Source organism: Microtetraspora malaysiensis (assembly GCF_001528665.1).
GTDB lineage: Bacteria > Actinomycetota > Actinomycetes > Streptosporangiales > Streptosporangiaceae > Microtetraspora_A > Microtetraspora_A malaysiensis.
Window position 1 is genome coordinate 175,419 of the sequence record NZ_BBYJ01000017.1, and the last position, 21,331, is coordinate 196,749.

General features: G+C 70.9%; 14 protein-coding genes. 6 read left to right on the plus strand and 8 right to left on the minus strand.

Features of this window, described 5'->3' with window-relative positions:
* Positions 1 to 12: 12 nt before the first annotated feature.
* The 4 genes from AWQ71_RS22390 to AWQ71_RS22405 are packed head-to-tail and all read right to left on the minus strand — an operon-like array spanning position 13 to position 4,364.
* Positions 13 to 1,188, minus strand: a complete 1,176-nt coding sequence (locus tag AWQ71_RS22390; RefSeq protein WP_067136253.1) for an ABC transporter permease — start codon at positions 1,186 to 1,188, stop codon at positions 13 to 15.
* Positions 1,167 to 1,865 carry an ABC transporter ATP-binding protein gene (locus tag AWQ71_RS22395; RefSeq protein WP_067136255.1) on the minus strand — a complete coding sequence of 233 codons (699 nt, stop codon included), beginning with the start codon at positions 1,863 to 1,865 and terminating at the stop codon, positions 1,167 to 1,169. The genes AWQ71_RS22390 and AWQ71_RS22395 overlap by 22 nt, the downstream gene beginning before the upstream one ends.
* The gene (locus tag AWQ71_RS22400; protein ID WP_067136257.1) at positions 1,858 to 3,579 is read right to left on the minus strand and encodes a peptidoglycan-binding protein; all 1,722 of its coding nucleotides are present in this window, start codon (positions 3,577 to 3,579) and stop codon (positions 1,858 to 1,860) included. The genes AWQ71_RS22395 and AWQ71_RS22400 overlap by 8 nt, the downstream gene beginning before the upstream one ends.
* The gene (locus AWQ71_RS22405; RefSeq protein ID WP_067136259.1) at positions 3,579 to 4,364 is read right to left on the minus strand and encodes a hypothetical protein; all 786 of its coding nucleotides are present in this window, start codon (positions 4,362 to 4,364) and stop codon (positions 3,579 to 3,581) included. Before AWQ71_RS22405 ends, AWQ71_RS22400 begins: the two co-directional genes overlap by 1 nt.
* An 852-nt stretch (positions 4,365 to 5,216) precedes the next feature.
* Here AWQ71_RS22405 and AWQ71_RS22410 point away from each other — a divergent pair.
* The 3 genes from AWQ71_RS22410 (at position 5,217) to AWQ71_RS22420 (ending at position 8,576) form a co-directional block, all read left to right on the plus strand.
* Positions 5,217 to 6,908 (plus strand): phosphatase PAP2 family protein, encoded by a 1,692-nt coding sequence (locus tag AWQ71_RS22410; RefSeq protein ID WP_169806604.1) that lies wholly within the window; start codon positions 5,217 to 5,219, stop codon positions 6,906 to 6,908.
* Between the two features lie 178 nt (positions 6,909 to 7,086).
* Positions 7,087 to 7,665: an RNA polymerase sigma factor gene (locus tag AWQ71_RS22415; RefSeq protein WP_067136263.1), complete on the plus strand. Its 579-nt coding sequence runs from the start codon at positions 7,087 to 7,089 to the stop codon at positions 7,663 to 7,665.
* Positions 7,662 to 8,576 carry a hypothetical protein gene (locus tag AWQ71_RS22420; protein ID WP_067136265.1) on the plus strand — a complete coding sequence of 305 codons (915 nt, stop codon included), beginning with the start codon at positions 7,662 to 7,664 and terminating at the stop codon, positions 8,574 to 8,576. Before AWQ71_RS22415 ends, AWQ71_RS22420 begins: the two co-directional genes overlap by 4 nt.
* A 222-nt stretch (positions 8,577 to 8,798) precedes the next feature.
* Here the strand turns inward: AWQ71_RS22420 and AWQ71_RS22425 are convergent, their stop codons facing one another.
* Together AWQ71_RS22425 and AWQ71_RS22430 are read right to left on the minus strand one after the other, a co-directional pair.
* On the minus strand, positions 8,799 to 12,737 hold the full coding sequence (locus AWQ71_RS22425; RefSeq protein ID WP_067136267.1) for a S8 family peptidase: 3,939 nt from the start codon (positions 12,735 to 12,737) through the stop codon (positions 8,799 to 8,801).
* A gap of 214 nt (positions 12,738 to 12,951) precedes the next feature.
* Positions 12,952 to 15,825: a helix-turn-helix transcriptional regulator gene (locus AWQ71_RS22430; RefSeq protein WP_067136269.1), complete on the minus strand. Its 2,874-nt coding sequence runs from the start codon at positions 15,823 to 15,825 to the stop codon at positions 12,952 to 12,954.
* A 196-nt stretch (positions 15,826 to 16,021) separates the two neighbouring features.
* On the opposite strand from AWQ71_RS22430, the gene AWQ71_RS43035 reads away from it, so the two are divergent.
* Positions 16,022 to 17,170 (plus strand): sensor histidine kinase, encoded by a 1,149-nt coding sequence (locus tag AWQ71_RS43035; protein ID WP_067136271.1) that lies wholly within the window; start codon positions 16,022 to 16,024, stop codon positions 17,168 to 17,170.
* Positions 17,167 to 17,883, plus strand: a complete 717-nt coding sequence (locus tag AWQ71_RS22440; protein ID WP_067136273.1) for a response regulator — start codon at positions 17,167 to 17,169, stop codon at positions 17,881 to 17,883. The genes AWQ71_RS43035 and AWQ71_RS22440 overlap by 4 nt, the downstream gene beginning before the upstream one ends.
* Here AWQ71_RS22440 and AWQ71_RS22445 read toward each other — a convergent pair.
* A complete protein-coding gene (locus AWQ71_RS22445; RefSeq protein ID WP_218001909.1) occupies positions 17,848 to 18,972 on the minus strand; it encodes an alpha/beta hydrolase family protein in 1,125 nt (374 codons plus the stop codon). The genes AWQ71_RS22440 and AWQ71_RS22445 overlap by 36 nt on opposite strands.
* Positions 18,973 to 19,315: 343 nt before the next feature.
* On the opposite strand from AWQ71_RS22445, the gene AWQ71_RS22450 reads away from it, so the two are divergent.
* On the plus strand, positions 19,316 to 19,993 hold the full coding sequence (locus tag AWQ71_RS22450; protein WP_067136817.1) for a response regulator transcription factor: 678 nt from the start codon (positions 19,316 to 19,318) through the stop codon (positions 19,991 to 19,993).
* Positions 19,994 to 20,008: 15 nt separating this feature from the next.
* On the opposite strand, the gene AWQ71_RS22455 is transcribed toward AWQ71_RS22450, so the two are convergent.
* On the minus strand, positions 20,009 to 21,298 hold the full coding sequence (locus AWQ71_RS22455; protein ID WP_084259164.1) for a sensor histidine kinase: 1,290 nt from the start codon (positions 21,296 to 21,298) through the stop codon (positions 20,009 to 20,011).
* Positions 21,299 to 21,331 lie beyond the last annotated feature (33 nt).

Genomic DNA, 21,331 nt, shown 5'->3' on the forward strand with positions numbered 1-21,331 from the left:
AGTGCACCATATCTACCGAAGTGCGTTGACCGGTTCCATGCGAGCGGCACGCAGAGCCGGGTACAGGCCCGCGAGCAGTCCGACGACGGCACCGGCGGCAGGTGCCATGACGGCCAGCCGTACATCCAGGACCGGAGTCCACTGCTTGGCGGCGCAGACCGCGACGACCACGACGATCCCCACGGAAGCACCGACGACGCCGCCGGTCAGCCCGGTGAGGGTGGACTCCAGCAGGAACTGCGCGGCGACGTGGCGGCGGGCGGCGCCCAGGGCGCGGCGCAAGCCGATCTCGGCGATGCGCTCCATCACGGTCACCAGGGTGACATTGGCGATGCCGACCGCGCCGACGACCAGGGAGACCAGCCCGAGGATCAGGAAGAGGGCGTTGACGTCGTCTTCCACCGCATCGCGCGCTCTGGTGGGGCTCGCCGGCGAGATGACCTGGAGGAGGGCCTCGTTGCCGGGGCTGAGTGCGGCCGGCGCCTGCTTGGCGATCAGTTCGGCGGCGCCGAGGCCGGTGTTGACCAGGACCCGGGTCACAGTGCTCAGGCCATAGCGCTTGCCGACGGCCGGTGGCAGCATGACGGCGCTCGCCAGGCTCTTCTCCCGTTTCAGGTCGCCGAGCACGCCGATGACGGTGTACGCCTGGGTGCCGATGAAGACGGCCGGAGCCCGTTCCAGCCGGGTGATGCCCAGCATCTTGGCCGCGTGCCGGCCCAGCACGACGACCTTGTCCCCACGGGCGATGTGCCCGGCGTCGAAATAGCGGCCCTCGACCATCCTGCCTTTGACCGCGGCGGGCAGGCCGGGGCTGCTGGCGACCACCGTAAGAGTCTGGTCGGTGACCCGGGTGGGGTCCACCATGTCGTTGGAGCGGACGGTGAGGTTGGCGCTCTGGTTCGACTCGGCGAGGGCGGCGGCGGAGACCACCCCGCGCAGCCGGGTCACCCGGTCGACGTCGGCCCAATCGACCAAGGGGAACGGGTTCTCCGGGACTTCGACCGTGACGGAGGTGGCGGTCAGCTCGTCGAAGCGGCCGACGATCTGGTTGCCCGCCGTCGCGGCGACGCCCAGGGTGACCACGAGGGTGGTGATGCCCAGCACGGTACCCAGCGTGGTCAGCACCGAGCGCACCGGGCGGGCCAGCAGGCCCGCCATGGCCTCGTTCAGCAGGTCGCGCGGGTGCACATCTCCTCCTCGGCCAAGGTGCCGTCGGTGATGCGCACCCGGCGCGCGGCGCGCTCACTCACCTCGTTCTCGTGGGTGATGACCACGATGGTCATGCCCTGGGCGCGCAGGTCGTCGAACAGGTCGAGCACGGCGTCGGTGTTCTTGCTGTCGAGGTTGCCGGTGGGCTCGTCGCACAGCAGCAGCGCGGGCTCGCCCATCAGGGCGCGGGCGATGGCGGCGCGCTGCCGCTCGCCGCCGGACATCCTGCCGGGCAGGAACTCCACCCGGTGCGACAGCCGTACCCGCTCCAGAGCGCGCAGCGCGCGCTCGCGCCGCCCCTTGCGCGACCCCCCGCCGTAGACCTCGGCCAGCATCACGTTCTCCAGCACGCTGCGGTGGGGCAGCAGGTGGAAGGACTGGAAGACGAAGCCGATACGGCTGCCGCGCACCGTGGTCCGCGCGCTGTCCTTCAGCATGGTGGTCTCGATGCCGTCGAGCCGGTAGCTGCCGCTGGTCGGCCGGTCGAGCAGGCCGAGCATGTTGAGCAGGGTGGACTTGCCGGACCCTGAGGGGCCGACTATGGCGACATAGTCCGATCTCTCGACTCTCAGGTTGATGGCGGAGAGCGCTCTGACGGGGGGATCGGTGGGGAACTCCTTGGTCAGGTCGTCGAGAAGGATGACCGGCTCAGGCACTGTTGATCACCACCATGTCGCCCGGCTCGAGGTCGCCGGTCACCTCCACGGCTCCGTCGGCGGACAGGCCGGTGCGTACCTCGACCTCCTTGGTCTGGTCGGGCGCGGTCTCCACCTGCACCCGGGCCTTGCCGTCCGCGGCGGTGACGACCGCCGCGGCGGGGACCACGAGTACCTCCTGGCCGGTGGCTCCGATGGTGACGCGAACCGTGACGGGCGCGCCGGCGAGCTTCCTGAGGCCCTTCATCGAGGCGGGAGTGATCGTCACCGGTGCGGCGCCCTTCGTGTCGCGCCCGCCGAGGGAGGTCACCGTGCCGGGGACGATCGTGCCGGCCTCGGTTTCGATGCTCGCGGTCAGACCCGTCTTCAGCCGCTCGGCCTCAGCCACGTCCACCGAGCCGGAGACCACGAAGGTGGAGCTGGTCACCGTGGCGATCGACTCGTCCACCAACTCGCCCGCCTTGACGGTCGACTTGTGCAGACGGGCGGGCAGCTTGGGCAGGAAAACGATCTCTCCCGGCGGGACGGTGGTGCCGTAGGTCCGGGAGAACTCGGCCAGCAGCGCCTGTGCCGCGGCCAGGTCACTCTGGGCGTTGGCCACCCTCAGCTTGACGGGCGAGAGCTGCCGGGCCTGCCTGAGCGCCTGCTCGGCGGTGACGACGGCCTCGCGAGCCCCCCGGACGTTCTTCGTCAGCTCAGTCAGCCGCCTGGCCCGCGCGATCTCGGCCTCCTCCAGGACGCGCTCGAGCGCCGACCTGGCGGCGGCCAGATCAGCGCCGGCGTTGGCGACCTGGAGTTCGAGCAGGCGGGTGTCGGCAGGCGGCCCGGCCGTGGCACCCGCGGTGGGCCCTGCGGCGGGGCTGGGGTCGAGGCCGGGCGCGGGCGCGGGCGTCGCGGTGGCCCGGGCGAGCTCCTGCCGGGCCGCCAGCAGCTTCTCCTCGGCCGCCCGTACCGCGCTCTCGGCGGCCTCGACCTTGGCCTCGTCCTCGGTGGTGTGGTCCTGCGCCCGCGCGCTCTTCAGCGCCTGTTCGGCCTCCCTCAGATCCTGCCGGGCGTTGGCGAGCCTGACTTTCAGCGGGAGCACATCCTTGCCCTGGTCAAGGGCCTTACGCTCGGTCGCGAGCACTTCCTGCGCGGCCCGTACGGCCCGGCGCAGGTCGTCGCGCCGCTGCCGCAGTTCCAAGGTGGGTTGCTGCGCCTCATAGCCCCGCTTGGCGTAGAAGCGCGACACCGCGGCGATGGTCGCCTGATCGAACACGCCGGTCGCGGGCGCGCGGTAGCCGAGCCTGCGCAGCGCCTTCTGCAACTGCCGGACATCGGCCCCCTTGGCGCCGGAGACGATGCTGCGGTGCATCGGCACCGTGCCGGCGAAGACGAACACCGGGCGCCCGTTCACCTCCATCATCACCGCGCCCTCCGCGAGGGTGCCCCGCCGGGGAGCGCGGGTAGCGCGCTGCGCGGCTTCGCTGCCGCCCACCACCCCGGCCAGCGACACCGGATACGGCGAGCCGTACTCCAGCGTGCCGCTGACCACGACGGTGGCGACCAGCGTGCGCCGCTCGACCGCGACGGTGACCAGCGACGGTTTGGGCGGCTTGCGCGCCGCCGCCTCGTCGGCCGGGGAGCGCAGCAGGGTGCCCACTCCCCAGCCGGTCCCCGCGACCGCCAAGACCACGGCCAGGACGAGTAGCAGCTTGCCACGAGGGGTACGCATCACTGCTCTTGGAACCCGTACTTCACCCTGGCCTCGTTGGTGAGCCGCTTTTGCAGGGGGATGAAGGCGGCGTAGAAGTCCTTGCCGCACTCCAGGTCGACCAGCGCCGACGTGATCTCCTTGGCGAGGTACGGCCTGGCCGTCTTCGCCGTGACGGTGCCCGCCTTGCCGAGCTGGTCGGCCTGCTTGCCCCACACATCCATGCCGCGGACGCTCAGTGCGAGCGGCTTCGCGGAGGTAACCCGCTCGCCTTTGGACTTCAGGCACTCGGCGAAGGGCGCGGCGAGCTCAAGGAGCTTGGGGTCGCCGTCGAGCTCCTTGTCGATGTTCTCGATCTCCGTGCTCATCTGGTCCTGATAGTCGGCGACCGAGGTGACTTTCAGGCCGTTCACCTGCTGGAGGGCGGTGACCCGGCACTCGTTCAGGGTCTTGAGGTAGGCGTCCCGTTTGGCACCGGAGAGGCTGTCGATCGTCGCCCGGTTGGGGTCCGGCGCCTGCGTTTCCGGCGGCTTCGGATAGACGACGGAGGAGAAGACGCCGAAGCCGTACTTGCTGCGGGCCGCCTTCATCGCCGCGTAGTCAGCGGGGTTCGCGTCGGACTGCTTGGGCCGGCTGACCGAGGGGGTGTAGGAGAAACCCTTCTGCTTCATGCAGGTGGCGATGACGTTCTCCCGCTCGCGGGCCTTGTCCATGGAGGCATTCCCGCCGCCGGCCACGGGGGCGGCGTTCGCCCCGCACCCGGTCAGCACCGCAAGGCCGAGCAGACCGCACATCAGCACACGCATGGAGTACTCCTTCACCGTGACATGGGGGAATCGACATGGGGGAATCGCGCCGCCCCTCGTGGCGCCGTGGCCACCTTGGCGGCCGTTTTCCTCCACTCGGTGTTGGCCGGGTATCCATCCGCGCTCAGCCGTGTATCCGCCAGGTATCAACACCTATTGCTGCGATCTTCAAGAAGGAGATCAATACGCCACGAGCAGCGGGTGCCGATGGGCCAGGCCGCGGCGGCCGGGCCGGCGAACCCACCCCCCATCTGGCCGGGCACATAATCCGAAGCAAACGCAACCTTTGGAATCAAACACCCTCTGAGTTATTTTCTTGACACTTCGCATCGGGTTTAGGCTTGTCGGCGCAGCGGAGTGGATGGTCCAGCTTGTATAGGGCTTTGCCTCGGCAATATTTACGCGCACTTACTGTCGGCTATCGTGGTAAACGCGACAGTATTTGATTACATCCAGAACCGCGCCTGCGACGAGAATTTCCTGATCACCGGCCGCCGTAGGGCACTCGCATTCACAACACCCTGTTCTCCATGAAGAGAACAGCGAGGTTGTGGCTTTCAATCGCGGCCTCTCGCCGCGGTGCTTTCCGCCATGATTGGAGCGGCTTCCGCTGCCGAACCAGCGATGCGCCGGGCAAGTCCTGACGACGAAAACCCTACGAGCCGGAAGGAAAGCCCGACTGGGTTGCGGTCCCCGAAACGGTGGGCGCCGGTTGGCGTAGAGACGTTGAAGCGGCCTGTCATCTTTCCTCAACCTCCGCTACCTGACAGGAGGAGGATCATGAGGATTTTCGCGCTTCCAGAACCTGGCAGAACCCAGCGGCGGCCTGTGCTCGCGCTCGCGGTGGCCTTCTTGACACTCGGTGCCCAGCACGCCGCAGCACCCGCCGCCCATGCCGCTCCGCTCTCGACCGCGAGAGCCGTCGCGCAGCCGGCCCGGGGCAACGTGGTGATCGAGTGGAACCGGACGCTGCTCGACATCGTGCGCAGTCCGCACGCGGAGCCGAGCACCATCCACCCCACCCGTAACTTCGCCATCATGAGCGCAGCCGTCTACGACGCGGTCAACGCGATCAGCCGCGCTCATCCCCTCTACGGCCCCAGCCTCACCGCACCTCGGGACGCGTCCCGCCCCGCCGCGGCCGCGGCGGCCGCCCACGACACCCTCACCGCCCTGTACCCGGCGCACAAGGCCGACCTGGACCGCCAGTTGTCGTCCGATCTCGCCGGCATTCCCGACGGCCGCGCCAAGCAGGAGGGCGTCAAGGTCGGCACCCAGGCGGCCCGCGCCATCCTCGCCCTACGCGCGCACGACGGCGCCGACGCCACCCCGCCGCGCTACGCCACCACCGGCAAGCCCGGCGACTACCGGTCGACCCCGCCCGCCTTCAAGGCGCCGGAGTTCACCCACTGGGGCAAGGTCACCCCATTCCTCCTCCGTACCGGCCACCAGTTCCGTCCCGCAGCGCCCCCGCCGTTGCGCAGCCGTGCGTACGCGACCGCCATCAACGAGGTCAAGGCCATCGGCGCCGCCCGCAGCCTCACGCGCACGGCGGAACAGACCACGCTCGCCAAGCTCTGGGGCGGTCCCGCCCAGAACTACTGGTACGACGTCGCCCAGCAGGTCGCCCTCGCGCGCCACAGTGACATCGACCGGTCGGCGGACATGTTCGCCCTGCTCAACCTCACCCTCGCCGATGCCACCATCGGCATCTACGACGCCAAGTACAGATACCGGTTCTGGCGGCCGATCACCGCCATCCGCCTCGCCGCCGGCAACCCGCGGGTCAGGCGAGATCCGACATGGACCCCGCTGGTCACCACCCCTCCCGACCCGTCCTACCCAGGCATGCACAGCGACATCAGCACGGCCGCCGCCACGGTACTCGCCCGCTTCTACGGCGACCGCAACACCTTCACCCTCACCTCACCCGCCACCGCCGGCGGCCCCAGTCCCTACACCAAGCCCTATGCCAGCTTGAGCGCCACCGCGACCGAAGCCGGGCTCAGCCGTATCTGGGGAGGCGTGCACACCCGGCTCGACCATAAGGCCGGCAACGAACTCGGCGCCGCCATCGCCCGCTACGCGCTCGGCCAGTCGAAACTCGCCCCGGCCGTCCCGAGTTCGCCGACCGGAAAGACCCCGGCCGGGCGCGCCAGCCCCGCCGGCGCCACCTTCGCGAACGCCACCGTCGCGGTCCGAGACTCCAAGCTCGGCAAGATCCTCGTCGACGGCCAAGGCCGCACGCTGTACCTGTTCGTGGCGGACAAGGGCACCAGCTCGACCTGCTATGACGCATGCGCGCGCGCCTGGCCACCTTTGACCACCACGGGCAAGCCGCAGGCCGGTAGCGGCGTATCACCCGCCTTGCTCGGCACCACCGCCAGGACCGACCACACCACCCAGGTCACCTACAACGGCCACCCGCTGTACTACTTCGTCACCGACGTCAAGCCCGGCGACATCACCGGGCAGGGTGTCGACTCCTTCGGCGCCAAGTGGTACGTGCTCGACCCGAAGGGCAACAAGATCGAAACGGGCTGAGTGCCGGCCAGTAACGGGCTTCCGCCTCGAATCCGTAGTCGTACGGCCCAAACCCCGGCCGGGCGAGGCATGCCAACCGTCGACACCGCGACCGACACATAGCGAACCCGAAGCATTACATATAGTTGTTTTTTGGTTGGTGATGACACAGCCGGGCGGGAACTCGACATGAAGGGGCGTGAGTATCCACGACACGGGCCCGCCGGTGCGGGAGCGACAGTTCACTGAACTTTTCACGGCGACCTATCCAGCGGTTCTGCGTTTTGCCGAGCGTCGGGTCCATCCGAGCCACGCCGAGGACATCGCGGCCGAAGTGTTCGTTGTGGCCTGGCGCCGTTTCGAAGACGTCCCGACCCAGGTGGACGACGCACGCGCCTGGCTGTTCGGCGTCGCCCGCCTGACCCTGATGGCCGGCGTGCGAGGCGAGCAGAGACGACAGGCGTTGGCCGTGCGCATCTCCGAGGACCCGACGGCTCACGGCCATGTCGGAGCGCTCGACGCCGATCTGGTTGCCTGGCGAGTCGATCTGGCCCGGGCGTGGTCTCGGCTGTCCGCGGTACATCAGGAGGCGCTGGCCCTGACCGTGTGGGACGGGCTGGACGCGCCCCGGGCGGCCCAGGTTCTGGGCATCTCTGCGGTCGCCTACCGCCTGCGCCTGAGCCGTGCCCGCAAGGCCCTGCGCGCCCATGCCAAGGCATTGCCCCAGACCCCTGCCACCAGGGCAGTCACCGCCACGCCCCGAGGGAGTTCGGCATGAACAACACCAAGACCACGCTCACCGACGGCCGGCTCGACCAGACCCTTGCCAGCCTCGACCCGGCCGTGACAAGCGCCGACCTCGTCACCGGCTCTGACGCGAAGGCGCAGGATGTGCTGCGTAGGGCGCTTTCCGGGGCTGGCGACCAGATGTCCGTCCCGACGGCGACGCCCTCGCGGCCCCGACGGCGGCTGACGGCGGCACGACGAGCAGCCGCCTTCGGCGCCGTCGCAGCCACCGTCACCGTCGGATTCGTGGCCGGACCGTCCTTGTTCGGCGGCGGTCAGGCGTTGGCCTGGTCGGCGACACCGCAAGGCCTGTCCACAAGCGCAGCACGCCAGGCCGAGACGGCGTGCGTCAAGGCGATCCTCGACGACCCCAGGGCCGTCAAGGATGTGGACGAGTCGAGGATGCGTCCGGTGATCACCGAAGCACGCGGTTCCTTGGTCCTGGTCTACCTGACCGATCGCGCGCCGAGCCCGAGCGAGTTGACGTGCTACGTGCGCGACGGGTCGGTCATGGGCATGACGGGCAGCAGCGCGACTCCGCAGTCACCGCCGGCGCCGGCCGTGGCGCCGAAGTCGGCGCTCGTCGCCCTGGGAGAGGTGATGAGCACGTCCTCGGGCAGCATCCGAGGCGTCCGCGGGCGTGTCGGCGCCGATGTCGTCGGTGTCGTCTTCGACACCGTGGCCAAGGGGCCGGTGACCGCGACTGTCCGAGAGGGCCACGTAGCTCTGTGGTGGCCCGACGCCCCAACGACCGAACAGAAGGAGAACGCGGCGACCACACCGGAGATCCGCGGCGCCACCCTGACGCTGCGCGACGGGTCGACCCGGCAGGTCGGCGTTGAGGAACTCACGGGCCGTACAACTCAGGAGCTGACCCGGCCTGCCTCGGGCGGATCCGACTAACCGCGGGCATTGACCACCACTCCCAGCTCGCCACGACGAAGCGGTACACCCACCCTGAACCTACGGATCAAAGAAGTCGATTCGATCGAGGTCCGACGCTCTGACCGGAGGAAGCGGTGTCCGTGCACCCGGCGTGGACAGCACCAGCATGGAAGCAGGTGCATCGGAACGCGGGAACGGCTGAACCGCCCAGGCGGGGCCTGGGCGGTTCAGGTCTTGCCGTCAGCGCAGCCCGAACGCCTTCAGCGTCGTCTGCTCCACCCGGTTGCCGTCGGCGTCCCAGGCTTCCGCCTTGAGACTGACGGTGCCCGTGGTCTTGTCACGGGACGGGTAGGTCGCGGTCGCGGTGTACGTGCCGCCCTTCTTCTCCTTCGAGAGCTGGACCGGGTTCCACGTCTTGCCGTCGTCCGTGCTGGCCCACACCTTCAGCCCGGCGATCGCCGGCATCGCCTCCAGCGAGGGACCGTGCCCCGCCGTGACGGTGAAGCGGTGGCGCCCGGTGGCCACGGTGTTCCGCAGGTCGAGCGTGTCGTCCAGGTCGAAGCCGACGGTGACCATCGGCTCGGGACGGCACGGCTCGGTGGACACGACGGCGCAGATGTGGCCGGGCTTCACCGTGTCCTTCTCCGCGCGGAACGAGGTGAACGTCCAGACGGCGCTGATCGTCTTGCTCGTCGCCGAGAGCTGGTACGTGGCCTTCTCCGGGGGCAGCTTGTAAACGGGTACGCGCTCGATGAAGGTCATCGGCACGTCGGTCCCGTCCTGCTTGGTAAGACGGTAGGTGTAGTTGTAGATCCCGCTCAGGTCGTCGTGCTGCTGGAGCCCATCGTTCACCCTGATCGTGTGGAAGACGGGGAACAGCAGGTCGCCGCGCCTGCACAGGTCGCACGCGGTGTTCAGGCCCAAGGTCGCGGGGTAGGGTCTGGCGGGGTCGGGAACCCGGTACACCTTGTCCGGCGCCGTGTAGCCACCGGGCGTCCGCGGTCCGGCGAACAACCGCTGCTGGGTGTGGACCGGCTTGTCGTAGATGTCCAGAGCGTCGCTCACCTCGACGGTGTTGTCTGACGGGAAGGCCGCGCTCGTGTTCAGTTGCATCACGTCCGCGGACAGCGGACCGACGTAGTCGCGCCGCGTGTGTGGACCGACGGCCGACCAACTGCTGAGTTCGACGGCCTGCGACATGAAGAGGCGCTCGTCCTGCTTCCAGGCCAGGCGGTGGTCGGAGAACTTGGTGGCCGGGTCAGCGGCCGGGTGCACCACGTCGACCTGGGCGAGCTGGTTGCGCTTGTAGGTGTGGTTCAGCGACTCGGGAATCCTGCCCTCCTGGTACTCCTTCAGCGCGTAGGTGAAGGGGGTGTCCGGCGTTCCCGTCACCCGGATCGTGATCGGGCCCTTGGCCAGCCGGTCGCGTACCGCCGCGCCGTCACGGGCGGACAGGGACACGTTGGGGATCCCCAGCTCCTTGAGCTTGTCGGTGAACGGCTTCTGCGAGATCGGCAACGGCAGCGAGCAGCGCGGCATCGTCTCCGACGGCGACGTCGGGAACGCCGCCACTCCGGCCGCTCCGGCGGCCCGCAGGTTCTCCAACACCTCGACCGGCACTCCGCAGGCCGAGCCGAAGATGTTCGCCTGCAAACCGGTCTCCAAAAGCGCCAGCTTGCCCTTGAGGTCGATACTGGACAGTTCCTCTGGCGTTCCCAGGCCCACGTTCACCACCGGAAGGTCCTGGGTTCCGGTGAACGGGACCCAGCCGGGATGGCCGTTCTGGCTCTCGACCCCTTGGTACTCCCAGTGCATCCCCGAGACGGCCTCGACGTCGGGCACGTCCTTGCCGAGAACGGACATGCTCACCTCCGGCTGGCCGAGAATCGCATGCTGGGTGAAGCGGAACTTGCCCTTGGTGACGCGCTTGGTCGGGGTGGCCCAGACCCGGTCCCAGGGGCTGTGGTCGAGCATGCCCGCGTACGGCACGCCGTCCTCCGTCGTGCGCTGGTAGGACTCGACCGTCTCGTTGTTCAGCGGCCCGGCGGGAGTGGGCGTGCCGAACCGAACCTGGCTGGCCTTGCGCAGGTCGAGCGTGATCGTGGTGTCCTCGGTGACGTCCACCTCCGGATCGCTCAGCCAGCCGTAGTTCGTCCGCGAGTCGTCGTCGATCCAGCTGACCACCTCCATCACGCTGTAAGTGCTCGGAGGCACCCGGATCGTCACCACGCCGGGCTCCGCCACGGAGGCGCCGTCGGTCTCTTCGTCGGAGGCCGTCACGCTGATGACGTCGAGCGCCGTGGGGGTCAGCGGGGCGCCGTCGCGGCCGATCGTCTTGATGGTCAGCGTGACCCTCGGTCCCGCGAGGAAGAGGCCGACCGGGGTGCTGAGCCGTACGTCGCCCGCCTCGGCGGTGATGGCGCCGCCGTACGCGCCGAAGCCGAGGTCGGCCGCGTCGAGCGTGACCGTCGCGCTCGCCGTGCCGCCGGCGGGCACCGTGACGGTCTTGTCGACGCTCAGCACGCCCTCGATCGGCTTCTGCTTGTTGGACAGCGTCGGGGTCAGGGTGAGCGTGACCGGCTGGTCCGTCAGGTTCGCGTAGGTGACCTGCTTCGTGGTGGTCTTGCCGTCGCCGAAGTCCAGGTTCGCGGTGGTGGCGACGACCTGCTGGGAGGCCGCCCTGGCCACGTCGACCCGGCCGGCGCCCTCCTCGTAGACGGTCAGCCCGACCTGCTTGCTGGTGCTCATCAGCGCGGCCTTGTACTGCGCCGCCGTCCAGTCGGGGTGACGCTGGGCCAGGATCGCGACGGCGCCCGCCACGTGCGGGGTCGCCATCGAGGTGCCGTTGGCGGAGGTGTAGAAGTCGTCCACCGGCGTGCCCATCCCGGTGCCCGCGGCCCGAGCGGCGACGATGTTGTATCCCGGGGCGGCGATGTCCGGCTTGAGGGCCCCGTCCAGGCGCGGCCCGCGGCTGGAGAACCCGGCCAGCTCGTCCGTCTTCGTCGTGGCCGCCACCGTCAGCGCGGCGTCGGCGGTGCCCGGCGTGTTGACGGTCCGAGCTCCGGGCCCGTCGTTGCCCGCGGCGATCACGAACAGCGTGCCGGTGCTCGCCGTCAGCTCGTTGACAGCCTGCGACATCGGGTCGGACCCGTCGCTGCGGCCGCCGCCGATGCTCATGCTGACGACCTTGGCACCGCTGCTCGCGGCCCACTCCATGCCGTCGATGAGCCAGGACGACTCGCCCTGGCCCTCGTTGTTGAGCACCTTGCCGACCAGCAGCTTGGCGCCGGGGGCGACGCCCTTGTTCCGTCCGCCGGAGGCGCTGCCCGTGCCGGCGATCGTGGCGGCCACGTGGGTGCCGTGGCCGTGGCCGTCGGTCACGTCCTGGCCGGGGACGAACGAGTGTGTTTCCGCGAGCACGCCTGCCATGTCGGGATGCTTGGTGTCGACGCCCGTGTCGAGGACGGCGACCTTCACCCCGGTGCCGTCGAACCCGGCGGCCCAGGCCTGGGGCGCGCCGATCAGCGGCACGCTCTCGGCCAGGTTGACCTTCACCTTCCGGTCCAGCCAGAGCTTGGTGACGCCCTGCTTGAGGGTGCGCGCGGCCGTACCGCCGTCACGGACGGCGGCCCAGAAGTCGCCGGCCTTGGCCTTGTCGACCTGCAGACCTGCGCCGCTGATGCTGGTCAGGTCGGTGGCGATGGTGGCGGCGGGCAACGCGTCGGCCGCCGCCTTCACCCCGCGCTGTCCCTTCGGATACTGGACGATGACCGGAAGCTGCTTGGTCTGGGCGTCGGTGTAGCCGTTCTCGGCCAGGTACTCGACGTTGAACAGTTCCTTGTCGACGTTGCCCGCGTTCACGGCGGCCATGGCGTCGGTCGGGAAGACGTACACACCCTTGGGCGTCGCCCGGGTCAGGAAGGCGGGCCTCGACTCGCCGGGGCGGTTGGCGGCCTCGACGTCGACCTGGTGCGCGCCGCCCCTCTCCGTCAGGGTCACGGTGTCGCCGGTGATCAGCGTGATCCGGTGCGTGCCCGGCGGGAGGCGGTCCAGGTCAGGCTGCGCGGCGGGTACGGCGATGGCGGCGGGGGTGGATACGACGGACAGCGAGGCGGTGAGCGTCACCGCGGCGACCGCGACTGCGGATCCGCGCCATAACAGGCGCGACGAGCTGGGCATGGGGCTCCTCAGGGGGTAGGGGGGTGGTCAGGCCGGGGGGTCATACTTCGACCCACCCGTCATCCGGTTCTCGGGCAGCGGAGTCCTCGTCCTGCTCCTGGCCGTGCTCTTCTGGCTCGTCCGAGGGCTCTGGACCGCGCTGCGGATGGGTTTCGGACATGACACCCATCGTCCGCAGTGCGCCCTTGACCTACCTATGGGTAAAAATCCCCATCTATCCCTTGCCGTCCAGCCGCCTGGCGAGCGCGGCCCGCGAGCGCAGCCCGAGTTTGCGCAGTGCCGCGCTGAGATGCTTGTCGACCGTCTTCGTCGACAGGAAGAGATCCTTGGCGATCTCCTTGTTCGTCAACCCGGTGGCCGCCAGCATCGCGACCTCCTTCTCGCGCGGCGACAGTTCGCCGCCGTAGCCGTTCGGCCCGCCCCGGTGCCGGGCCGGTGAGGGGACGCCGGCCCGTCTGGCCAGGCGGGAGGCGCGGTCGAGGTCCCATCGCGCGCCCAGCGAGCCGTACGCCGCCAGGGCCGCGTTCAGCAGCTCGGGCCCCCGCTCGTCCCCGAGCTCGACCAGGCAGGAGGCGGCCAGCTCGCGCGCCTGGGCCGCCTCGTACGGGCAGCCGAGCAGGTCGTAGCCGTCGACCGCGGACAGGAACCCGGCCGACGCCGCCGCCCAGTCCGCCGCGTCGGCCGCCAGCAGCCCGCGGGCATGGGCCAGCGACGGCGGCGCGAGCGGCGCGTCCAGTGCGCCCAGCTCGCGGTCGAGCCGGCTGACCAGCGCGCCGGCCTCCTCCTGGCGTCCGGCCGTGACCAGCGCTTCGACCAGCGGCGGCAGCACCCGGACGGCCACCGGCCACAGCCGCTTGGTGTCCCACACCGCACAGGCCGCCGCGATCTCGGCCGGCGGCTCGCTGCCCTGCGCGGCCGCCTGCCTGAGCAGCGCGCCCATCGCGATCGGCAGCAGGTCGATCGCGCCCATCCGCAGCGCGCGTTCGATCACGTCAAGCAGCCGGGGCCAGGACTCCTCGAGGTCACCGGAGGCGAGAGTCAGGCAGGCCTTGACCGTGTCCAGCATCGCGAGTTCGCGCGGGTGCTCGACCAGCCGTTCGGACAGGAACGCGATCTCCTCCGGCAGGCCCGCCCACGCGCCGCGCGCGTAGGCGAGGACCGCGAGCGAGGCCCGGCAGTTGAACTCCATCCACCGGGTCAGGTCGCAGCCCGGCGCCCCCAGCAGCGCGGCCGACAGCAGCCGGTCGGAGATCTCGTACCGCCCCGCGTAGCACGCGTCCTCGCCGAGCGAGCAGAACGCGCCCACCTCCCGGCGGTGCACGGGGCTGCCGCCCGTCTGAGCCAGCAGCCGGTCGGCCAGCTCGGCCCAGCGGGGATCGCCCACCGCCGTCAGCACCATGGCGACCTTGCCGAGCACGAAGGCGCGCAGCGGCGCGTCGTCGATCGCGGGCAACTGCTCCAGCGCCCGTTCGAGCCAGCCGACATGCTCGGCCAGGGGCACGTCCGGTGTCGTCGGCAGGCCGAGCCCCACCATCGCCTGCGCCACCAGGTCGGGCCGCCCGTCCAGGGACTCCACCGCGTCGGTGAACGCCTGCCACTGCAGCCGGGGCTCGGCGGCCGTCCGGTCGAGGCCCAGCGCGTACAGGAAGCGCAGTTCACCGCGGAGCGGCTGGGGTGGGTCGTGCTCCAACGCCGCCGACAGCACGCCGACCTCGTCCACCATCTTCAGCGTCCGGGTGCTCGCCCAGCCGAGTTTGACCGCGAGCTCCGCCCGCCGTACCGGGGTCAGCGGGGCGTGGCGGAGCACCGCCTCCAGCAGGTGCGCCGCCTCGTCGTCGTCGCCGAGCGCGGTGGCCTGGTCGGCGGCCTTTTCGGCCGCCGCCACCCAGGCGTCGAGCTGGCCGGAGTGGCGCAGGTGGTGCGCTACCTGCCCGAGCGGCACCGGGCTGAGCCGCCCGACCGTCGCACCCGCCCGCGCGTGCAGGTCGCGCCGCCGCGACAGCGGCACGTTGCCGTAGACCGCCTGTACGGCCAGCAGATGCCGGAACCCGACCAGCCCTGACCGCTCCACGAGCAGACCTCGCTCCAGCGCCTCGTCCAGCCCGTTCGCCGCCTCGCCCTCCGGCGCCCGGCAGGTCTCCAGCAGCGCGGCGATCGGCACGTGCGCCTCCAGCACCGCGCCCGCCTCGACGACCGCGCGGGCGGCCGGCGACAGGCGGCTGACCCGCTCCAGCACCGAGTCGCGGACCCCGGCGGGAACGTCGAGCTCGTCGATGGTCTTGCGCGCCCACCCGCCGCCGCGCCGCACCAGCGTGCCGCGGGCGCGCAGGAGCGCCAGCAGCTCCTGGATGGCGAACGGCAGGCCGGAGGTTCTCTCTCGCAGGTAGAGCGCGAAGTCCTCGGACACGTGGGCGGTGCCGAGGATCGAGGCGGCGAGCTCCTGCGTCTCCGCTGTGCCGAACGGGGCCAGCACCACCTGGGTCCTGGCCACCGCAGCGGGCAGCCGGGCGGTCAGCGCCCGCGCGCCGACCCCCACCTCCTCCCCGCGGTAGGTGAGGACCACGCACAGCCCGAGCGGGGGATCCGACAGCAGGTAGCCGAGGAACTCGACGGTCTGCTCGTCGGCCCAGTGCATGTCCTCCAGTACGAGGACCACCGTGCCCAGGGCGGCGAGCAACTCGGCCAGCCCGCGGAACACCCGATGCCGCTCGCCGACGCGGTCACCCAGCGGCTCCGGCAGGGCCGGGAGCACGTGGGCGATCTCGGGTAGCAGCGGCCGCAGCGCCCCTGTCACGGGGGACAACGCGGCCGTCGCCAGCCTCTCTCCGGTGCCGCGTAAGGCTTCGAGGACCGGCCCGAGGGGGAACGGCTCGCGGATGTGCCCGCAGCCGCCGGTCAGCACCAGCGGCCCGTCCAGCAGCGAGGCCAGCTCCGTGACCAGCCGGGTCTTGCCGATTCCCGCCTCACCCTCGACGACCGCCACGGCTGGGGGTCTGCCGAGGGTGGAGAGGAGAGCGGACAGCTCCGTCGCCCTTGCGACCAGTTTCGGCGACACGATCTGTGCGGTGCTGACGGTTCTGGGTCTCACGTCACCGGCCTCGTTCGAGATCCAAACGAGGCTCAGCCTACTAGTCGGGATTTTTCGCAGAAGGGCCCGGTTTCGGCGCTGAGCTGGTCATCAGGCTCAGACCCGGATGTCCTTGATGATCTTCCTCAGCTCGGGTACGAGAGGCCGGCTGGTCGGCAGCGGCGAGCTGTCGGTCGGCCCCGTCTAGGGTGGGCGCATGGCCGAACGGCGTCCCTTGATCGCGCGCAGGCTGCGACCGGGACACTGGGTCGCCGTCGACGCGTTCGCGGCCGTTGCCCTGGCCGCCGGGTTCTCGGTGCCGGCGGTGCTGGTGCCGGAGTCCGCCGGAGTGTCGCCGTATGCGGCCGTGCCGATGATCGCGCTGGCCTGCCTGCCGCTGGCAGGGCGGCGCCGGTGGCCGGTCCTGGTCTGCGCGCTGGTCCTGGTGGCGGCGGTGTTCGCGCCGTTCGTCCGGTGGGAGGAGGCGTTCGTGCCCTTGGCGGTCGCGCTGCACGCGGTGGCGCTGCTGGAAGTACGCCGGACGGCGGTAGCGGCGCTGGTGGCCGCGCTGGCCGTGACCGCCGCCGGTGCCGCGATCGACTCGCCCTCGTGGGCCGAGGCGGCGTCGGCGTGCGGATTCGCCTGGCTGGTGCTCGGTCTGGCGTGGACGATCGGGCTTGCCGTACGGGAGCAGCGCGCGTACGCCGCGCAGGCCGTCGCACGGTCGGCGCAGGCCGCGGCCACGGCGGAACGGCTGCGCATGGCTCGTGACGTGCACGACATCGTCGCCCACAGCATGAGCCTGATTTCCATGCGGGCCGGCATCGCCAACCACGTCGCCACCACGCACCCCGAGGAGGCGGGCGAGGCCCTGTCGATCATCGAGGAGACCAGCCGGAAGGCGCAGGCGGACCTGCGCCGCCTCCTCGGTCTGCTCCGCGACGCCTCCGGGGACCAGGACGGCCCGCCGTACACGCTGGACTCGCTGCGCGAGCTGGTCGCGGCGATTCCGGCCGGCGACGTTCGGGTGGAGCTCGACGTCGAGCCCGGCCTCGCGGTGGGCGACGAGGTGGCCCTCGTCGTCTATCGCCTCGTGCAGGAGTCGCTGACCAACGTGCTCAAACACGCCGGCCCGGCCCGATGCCGGGTGGCGGTCGGCACCCGTGCGGAGCGCGAGCTGGTGGTCGAGGTCGTCGACGACGGTCGCGGGGGTGCGCCGCGTGAGGGGGGCCACGGGCTGGCCGGGCTGGAAGAGCGGGTGACCCTGTACGGCGGAGCGTTCTCGGCGGGACCGGAGCCCGGAGGCGGCTTCGCCGTTCGCGCAAGGCTGCTGTTGCCAGGCGGTTCCGGAGAGGACGAGAAGTGAACACGTTCACGGTGCTGGTCGCCGAGGACCAGCCGTTGCTGCGCGCGGGGCTGCGCAGGCTGATCGACACCGCCCCCGACCTGGAGGCCGTCGGCGAGGCCGGGACGGGGGAGCAGGCGGTGGAGCTGGCCCGCGCCCTCCGGCCCGACCTGGTGCTCATGGACGTCCGCATGCCCGGCCTCGACGGGATCAAGGCCACCGAGCTGATCCGGGCCGACCCGGTGACCGCCGAGACGCGGGTGGTGATGCTGACCACGTTCGATCTCGACGAGTACGTCTACGGGGCGTTGCGGGCCGGAGCCAGCGGATTCCTGCTGAAGGACACCCGGCCGGGCGACCTGCTGGAGGCGCTGCGCATTGTGGGGGAAGGACAGGCGCTGCTGGCCCCGTCGGTCACCACGCGGCTGATCGGGGAGTTCGCCCGGCGCGAGCCCACCGGAATCCCGGCCCGGCTGGCGGCGGGGCTGACCAAGCTGTCCGGCCGGGAGCGGGAGGTGCTCTCGCTGGTGGCTCAAGGGTTGACCAACCCGCAGATCGCCGAGCGGCTCGGCATCGGGGCGGCAACGGTCAAGACCCATATCCGCAGCCTGCTGGCCAAGCTCGCCGCGCACGACCGGGCGCAGCTCGTCATCGCCGCCTACGAGGGCGGCGTGGTCACGGCCGGTGGGCAGGGGCCGTCAGCGGCGATAGGAGACCTCGGGGAAGGCGGGTGACGGGCCCTGCAGCAACTCCTGCGGACGGCCGCGCAGGTTCTGCTCGAAGAAGGCCAGCGGGTAGGCGCGCTGGAAGGCCAGCGCCCGCTCGGCCGGGATCGTGCCGACGACCTCCTCGAGCTGCTCCTTTCCCATCCCCAGCGGCTCGGCCGACATGGGGATGAGCAGGACGTCGTCGCCGAAGGAGTTGTGCGCCGCCCCATTGAGCGTCACGTTGAGTCGCCAGCCTCGCAATCCGTTCCAGAAGGTGCGCAGCGTCGGATTGACCGCCATGCCGCCCTTCCCATCGGTGTCGACCACCATGTAGGGCCGGTCGAGTCCGGACTGCGCGACCTTGCCGAAGACGGCGCCGTCCAGGCCGAGCCCGGCCTTGATCCGCGGGTCGGCGTACATGGCGGAGGAGGTGGCCGCGCCGCCGAGCGAATGCCCGAACATTCCGATCCGCGCGAGGTCGAAGAGCGGCTTCCCGTTACGGCCGGGCAGCTTCTCCTCCAGGGAGGGCAGGCTGTCCAGGACGAAGCGCACGTCGGCCACCCGGACGTCGACCGCCTTGGCGAAGTCGGTCAGCTCGGCGCTCGTCTCCACCCGGCCGCCGGGGAACTCCACCACCGCCGCGTCATAGGGGTGATCGACGGTGACCACCGCGTACCCCTGGCTGGCCAGTTCCTCGACGACGCCGGTCCCGTACGCGCGCGAGGAGTTGGCGCCCGGCGAGTACAGGACGACCGGCAGCCTGCCCAGGCTCGCGTCGACGGGCGCGCCCTCGTGGCCGTCGGTCCGGTCCAGTAGCAGCGAGCCCGGCTCCAGGTCGTTCATCTCCAAGTACCGATCCGCCGCCGCCTTCGGCATCCAGGGGGCGACCGGGTGGGCCTGCACGTCCCGGGCCGGGTACCACAGGCTGACCATCAGCTCCCGCTTCCTGCCGGAGCCGTTCCAGGGATCCGGGCGGGACTGGTCGACCAGATGGACCGAGACGGTCCCCACCGGATGAGGGCCCGTCGGCTTTGGGACCGTCAGGCGCTGCGGTGGGGTGGAGCCGCATCCGGCCAGTGTGAGGGCCAGGGCGGTGATGATGAGTGCACGTTTCACCCTATTCACGGTGCCGGTCGGGTACGGCTGCCGCCTCTGGCGTGGGAAGGATCTCCGGCTCAACCCAGGAGGGTAGAGCTCGACGAAGATCGTTTTCAGGGATGGCGCTCACGAACGAACCGCGCCTGAGCCCAGGACCTGCCGGCGATCTGGTTCATCACCACCCGAGGGGACGTCACCCCTATCAACTGTGCGATGCGCATGACATTTTCCGGGAAGGGCTGTTGAACGTGCCCAGCTCGTCCAGGTTCCCTACCCCTGCCCTACCTTCCCCGAGACGACCGGTTCGGCGTATCTTGGCAGCTCAACCTTGCATGGCGGCGCCGCCCGTACCATCGGGCGCATGACATGTGTGCTGGTCGTCGAGGACGACCTGGTCATCAGGTCCGAGCTGGTCGAGGCGCTGGCGGCCCAAGGTTACGAGGCCGAGCCGGCCGCCGACGGCGCCGAGGCGCTGCGGGCGGCCGAGCGGCACCAGCCGGATCTCGTGCTGCTCGACCTGGGGCTGCCCGACCTGGACGGCGTGGCCCTTTGCCGGCGGCTGCGCTCAAGGGTGCCCGACACGGTGATCGTCGTGCTCACGGCCCGCACGCAGGAGTTCGAGGTCGTGGTGGCGCTCGACGCCGGCGCCGACGACTACCTGACCAAGCCGTTCCGGCTGACCGAGCTGATGGCCAGGATCCGTGCCCATCTGCGGCGGCGCGGCCCGGCGCAGGGGGAGCGCCTGATGACCGCCGGGCGGCTGCGGCTCGACCTGCCCGCCCGGCGCGCCTTCATCGGCCAGGCGGAGCTGGCGTTGCGGCCCAAGGAGTTCGACCTGCTGACGGCGCTGGTCAGCCGGGCGGGCGAGGTGGTGACGCGCGAGCAGCTCATGGACGAGGTGTGGGACGAAAACTGGTTCGGCCCCACCAAGACGCTCGACGTGCACGTGTTCGCGCTGCGCCGCAGGCTGGCCGAGCACGGCGAGGGGATGGAGCGGATCGTCACGGTGCGCGGACGCGGCTACCGCTACGAGCCCTGACGCGCGACCGTCCGGTCAGATGTCGTCGCCGGGCAGCAGCAGGCTGAACAGCGGCGGCCTGGTCCGGCTGAGCACCAGCCGGCCGCCCTCCGCCTCGGCCAGCGAGCGGGCCAGGGCGAGCCCGATGCCGTGGCTGTGGCCGCTGGACCTGACGAACGGGTCCACCCCTTCTGCCACGCCCGGCCCGCGGTCGCTCACCTCGACGGCCGTCCCGGGGCCCACGTCGGCGACGGTGACGGTGACCTCCCCCTGGCCGTGGCGCAGCGCGTTGTCGAGCAGGACACGCAGGATCTGCCGGACGGCCGCGGGCTGGGCGGTTACCGGCGGCAGCGCGGGCTCCACGGTGATGGTCAGGCGGCGGCCGTGCTCGGCCAGCGGGCCGTGCCATTCCTGGCGGAGCTCCTGCATCAGCGCGGCGACGTCGAGCTGCTCGCTCGGCACGCGGCTGTCGCGGCTGAGCCGCACGAGATCGTCGATGACCTCCTGCAGTCGCTCGCCCCTGGCCAGCGCGGCACGGACCGCGGGGGCCAGGTCGGTGCCAGGGCGCGACAGCGAAGACTCCAGGCCGAGCAGCAGGCCGGTCAGCCCGGTGCGCAGCTGGTGGGAGACGTCGGCGCTGAAGGCCCGCTCGCGAGCGAGCACGTCGCCGAGGCGGCGCGCCGTCGACTCCAGCGCCTGCCCGGCCTGGTCGGCCTCCCGCAGCCCGGAGGGGGAGGCGCGGACGCTGAAGTCGCCACCGCCGAGCGCCTGCGCGGCGGCGGTCAGCCGTTCCAGCGGGGCTGCCAGCCTGGCCGACTGCCGCACGGCCGCGCCCGCGGCCAGCGCGATCACGATCAGCGCGAGCCCGCCCATGAGCAGCCACGCCTCATGGACGCGTTCCGCGACCTCCGAGTTCGGCGTCGCCACGCGGATGACCAGCGCGGGGCCCTCGTCGGAGGGCACGGGGGCGGACACGGCCAGGAATCCGCCCTCCACTGTGTCGTGCACGCGGCCGTCCTTGCTGGAGGCGGCCAGGCTGGAGTGGCCGGGGCCGTTGCCGAACATCCGCGTGCCGAGCACGCTGTAGCCACCGACGGCCAGGTCACCCGGCAGGCCAGTCGGCAGCTTCAACGGCACTCGCGGTTCGTCGGGGACGGCGGCGGCCACCCAGGCGGCGTCGCGTTGCAGGGCGGCCACCGTCTGGTCGTGGTAGAGGAGGTTCACCGCGACCGCAAGGGGCACCAGGAACAGCGCGACGGCCAGGGCGGTCACGCTCACGATCACCACCAGCACCCGCCGCCGCAGCGGCACGCCCTGTGCTGTCACCCCTCCAGGGTGGCAGAAGCAAGGTAAACGCCC

Excerpts from the sequence above, each read along its gene's own strand:
- AWQ71_RS22400 (WP_067136257.1), bottom strand. The coding sequence starts at position 3,579 with ATGCGTACCCCTCGTGGCAAGCTGCTACTCGTCCTGGCCGTGGTCTTG.
- AWQ71_RS22405 (WP_067136259.1), bottom strand. The coding sequence starts at position 4,364 with ATGCGTGTGCTGATGTGCGGTCTGCTCGGCCTTGCGGTGCTGACCGGG.
- AWQ71_RS22420 (WP_067136265.1), top strand. The coding sequence starts at position 7,662 with ATGAACAACACCAAGACCACGCTCACCGACGGCCGGCTCGACCAGACC.
- AWQ71_RS22425 (WP_067136267.1), bottom strand. The coding sequence starts at position 12,737 with ATGCCCAGCTCGTCGCGCCTGTTATGGCGCGGATCCGCAGTCGCGGTC.
- AWQ71_RS43035 (WP_067136271.1), top strand. The coding sequence starts at position 16,022 with ATGGCCGAACGGCGTCCCTTGATCGCGCGCAGGCTGCGACCGGGACAC.
- AWQ71_RS22450 (WP_067136817.1), top strand. The coding sequence starts at position 19,316 with ATGACATGTGTGCTGGTCGTCGAGGACGACCTGGTCATCAGGTCCGAG.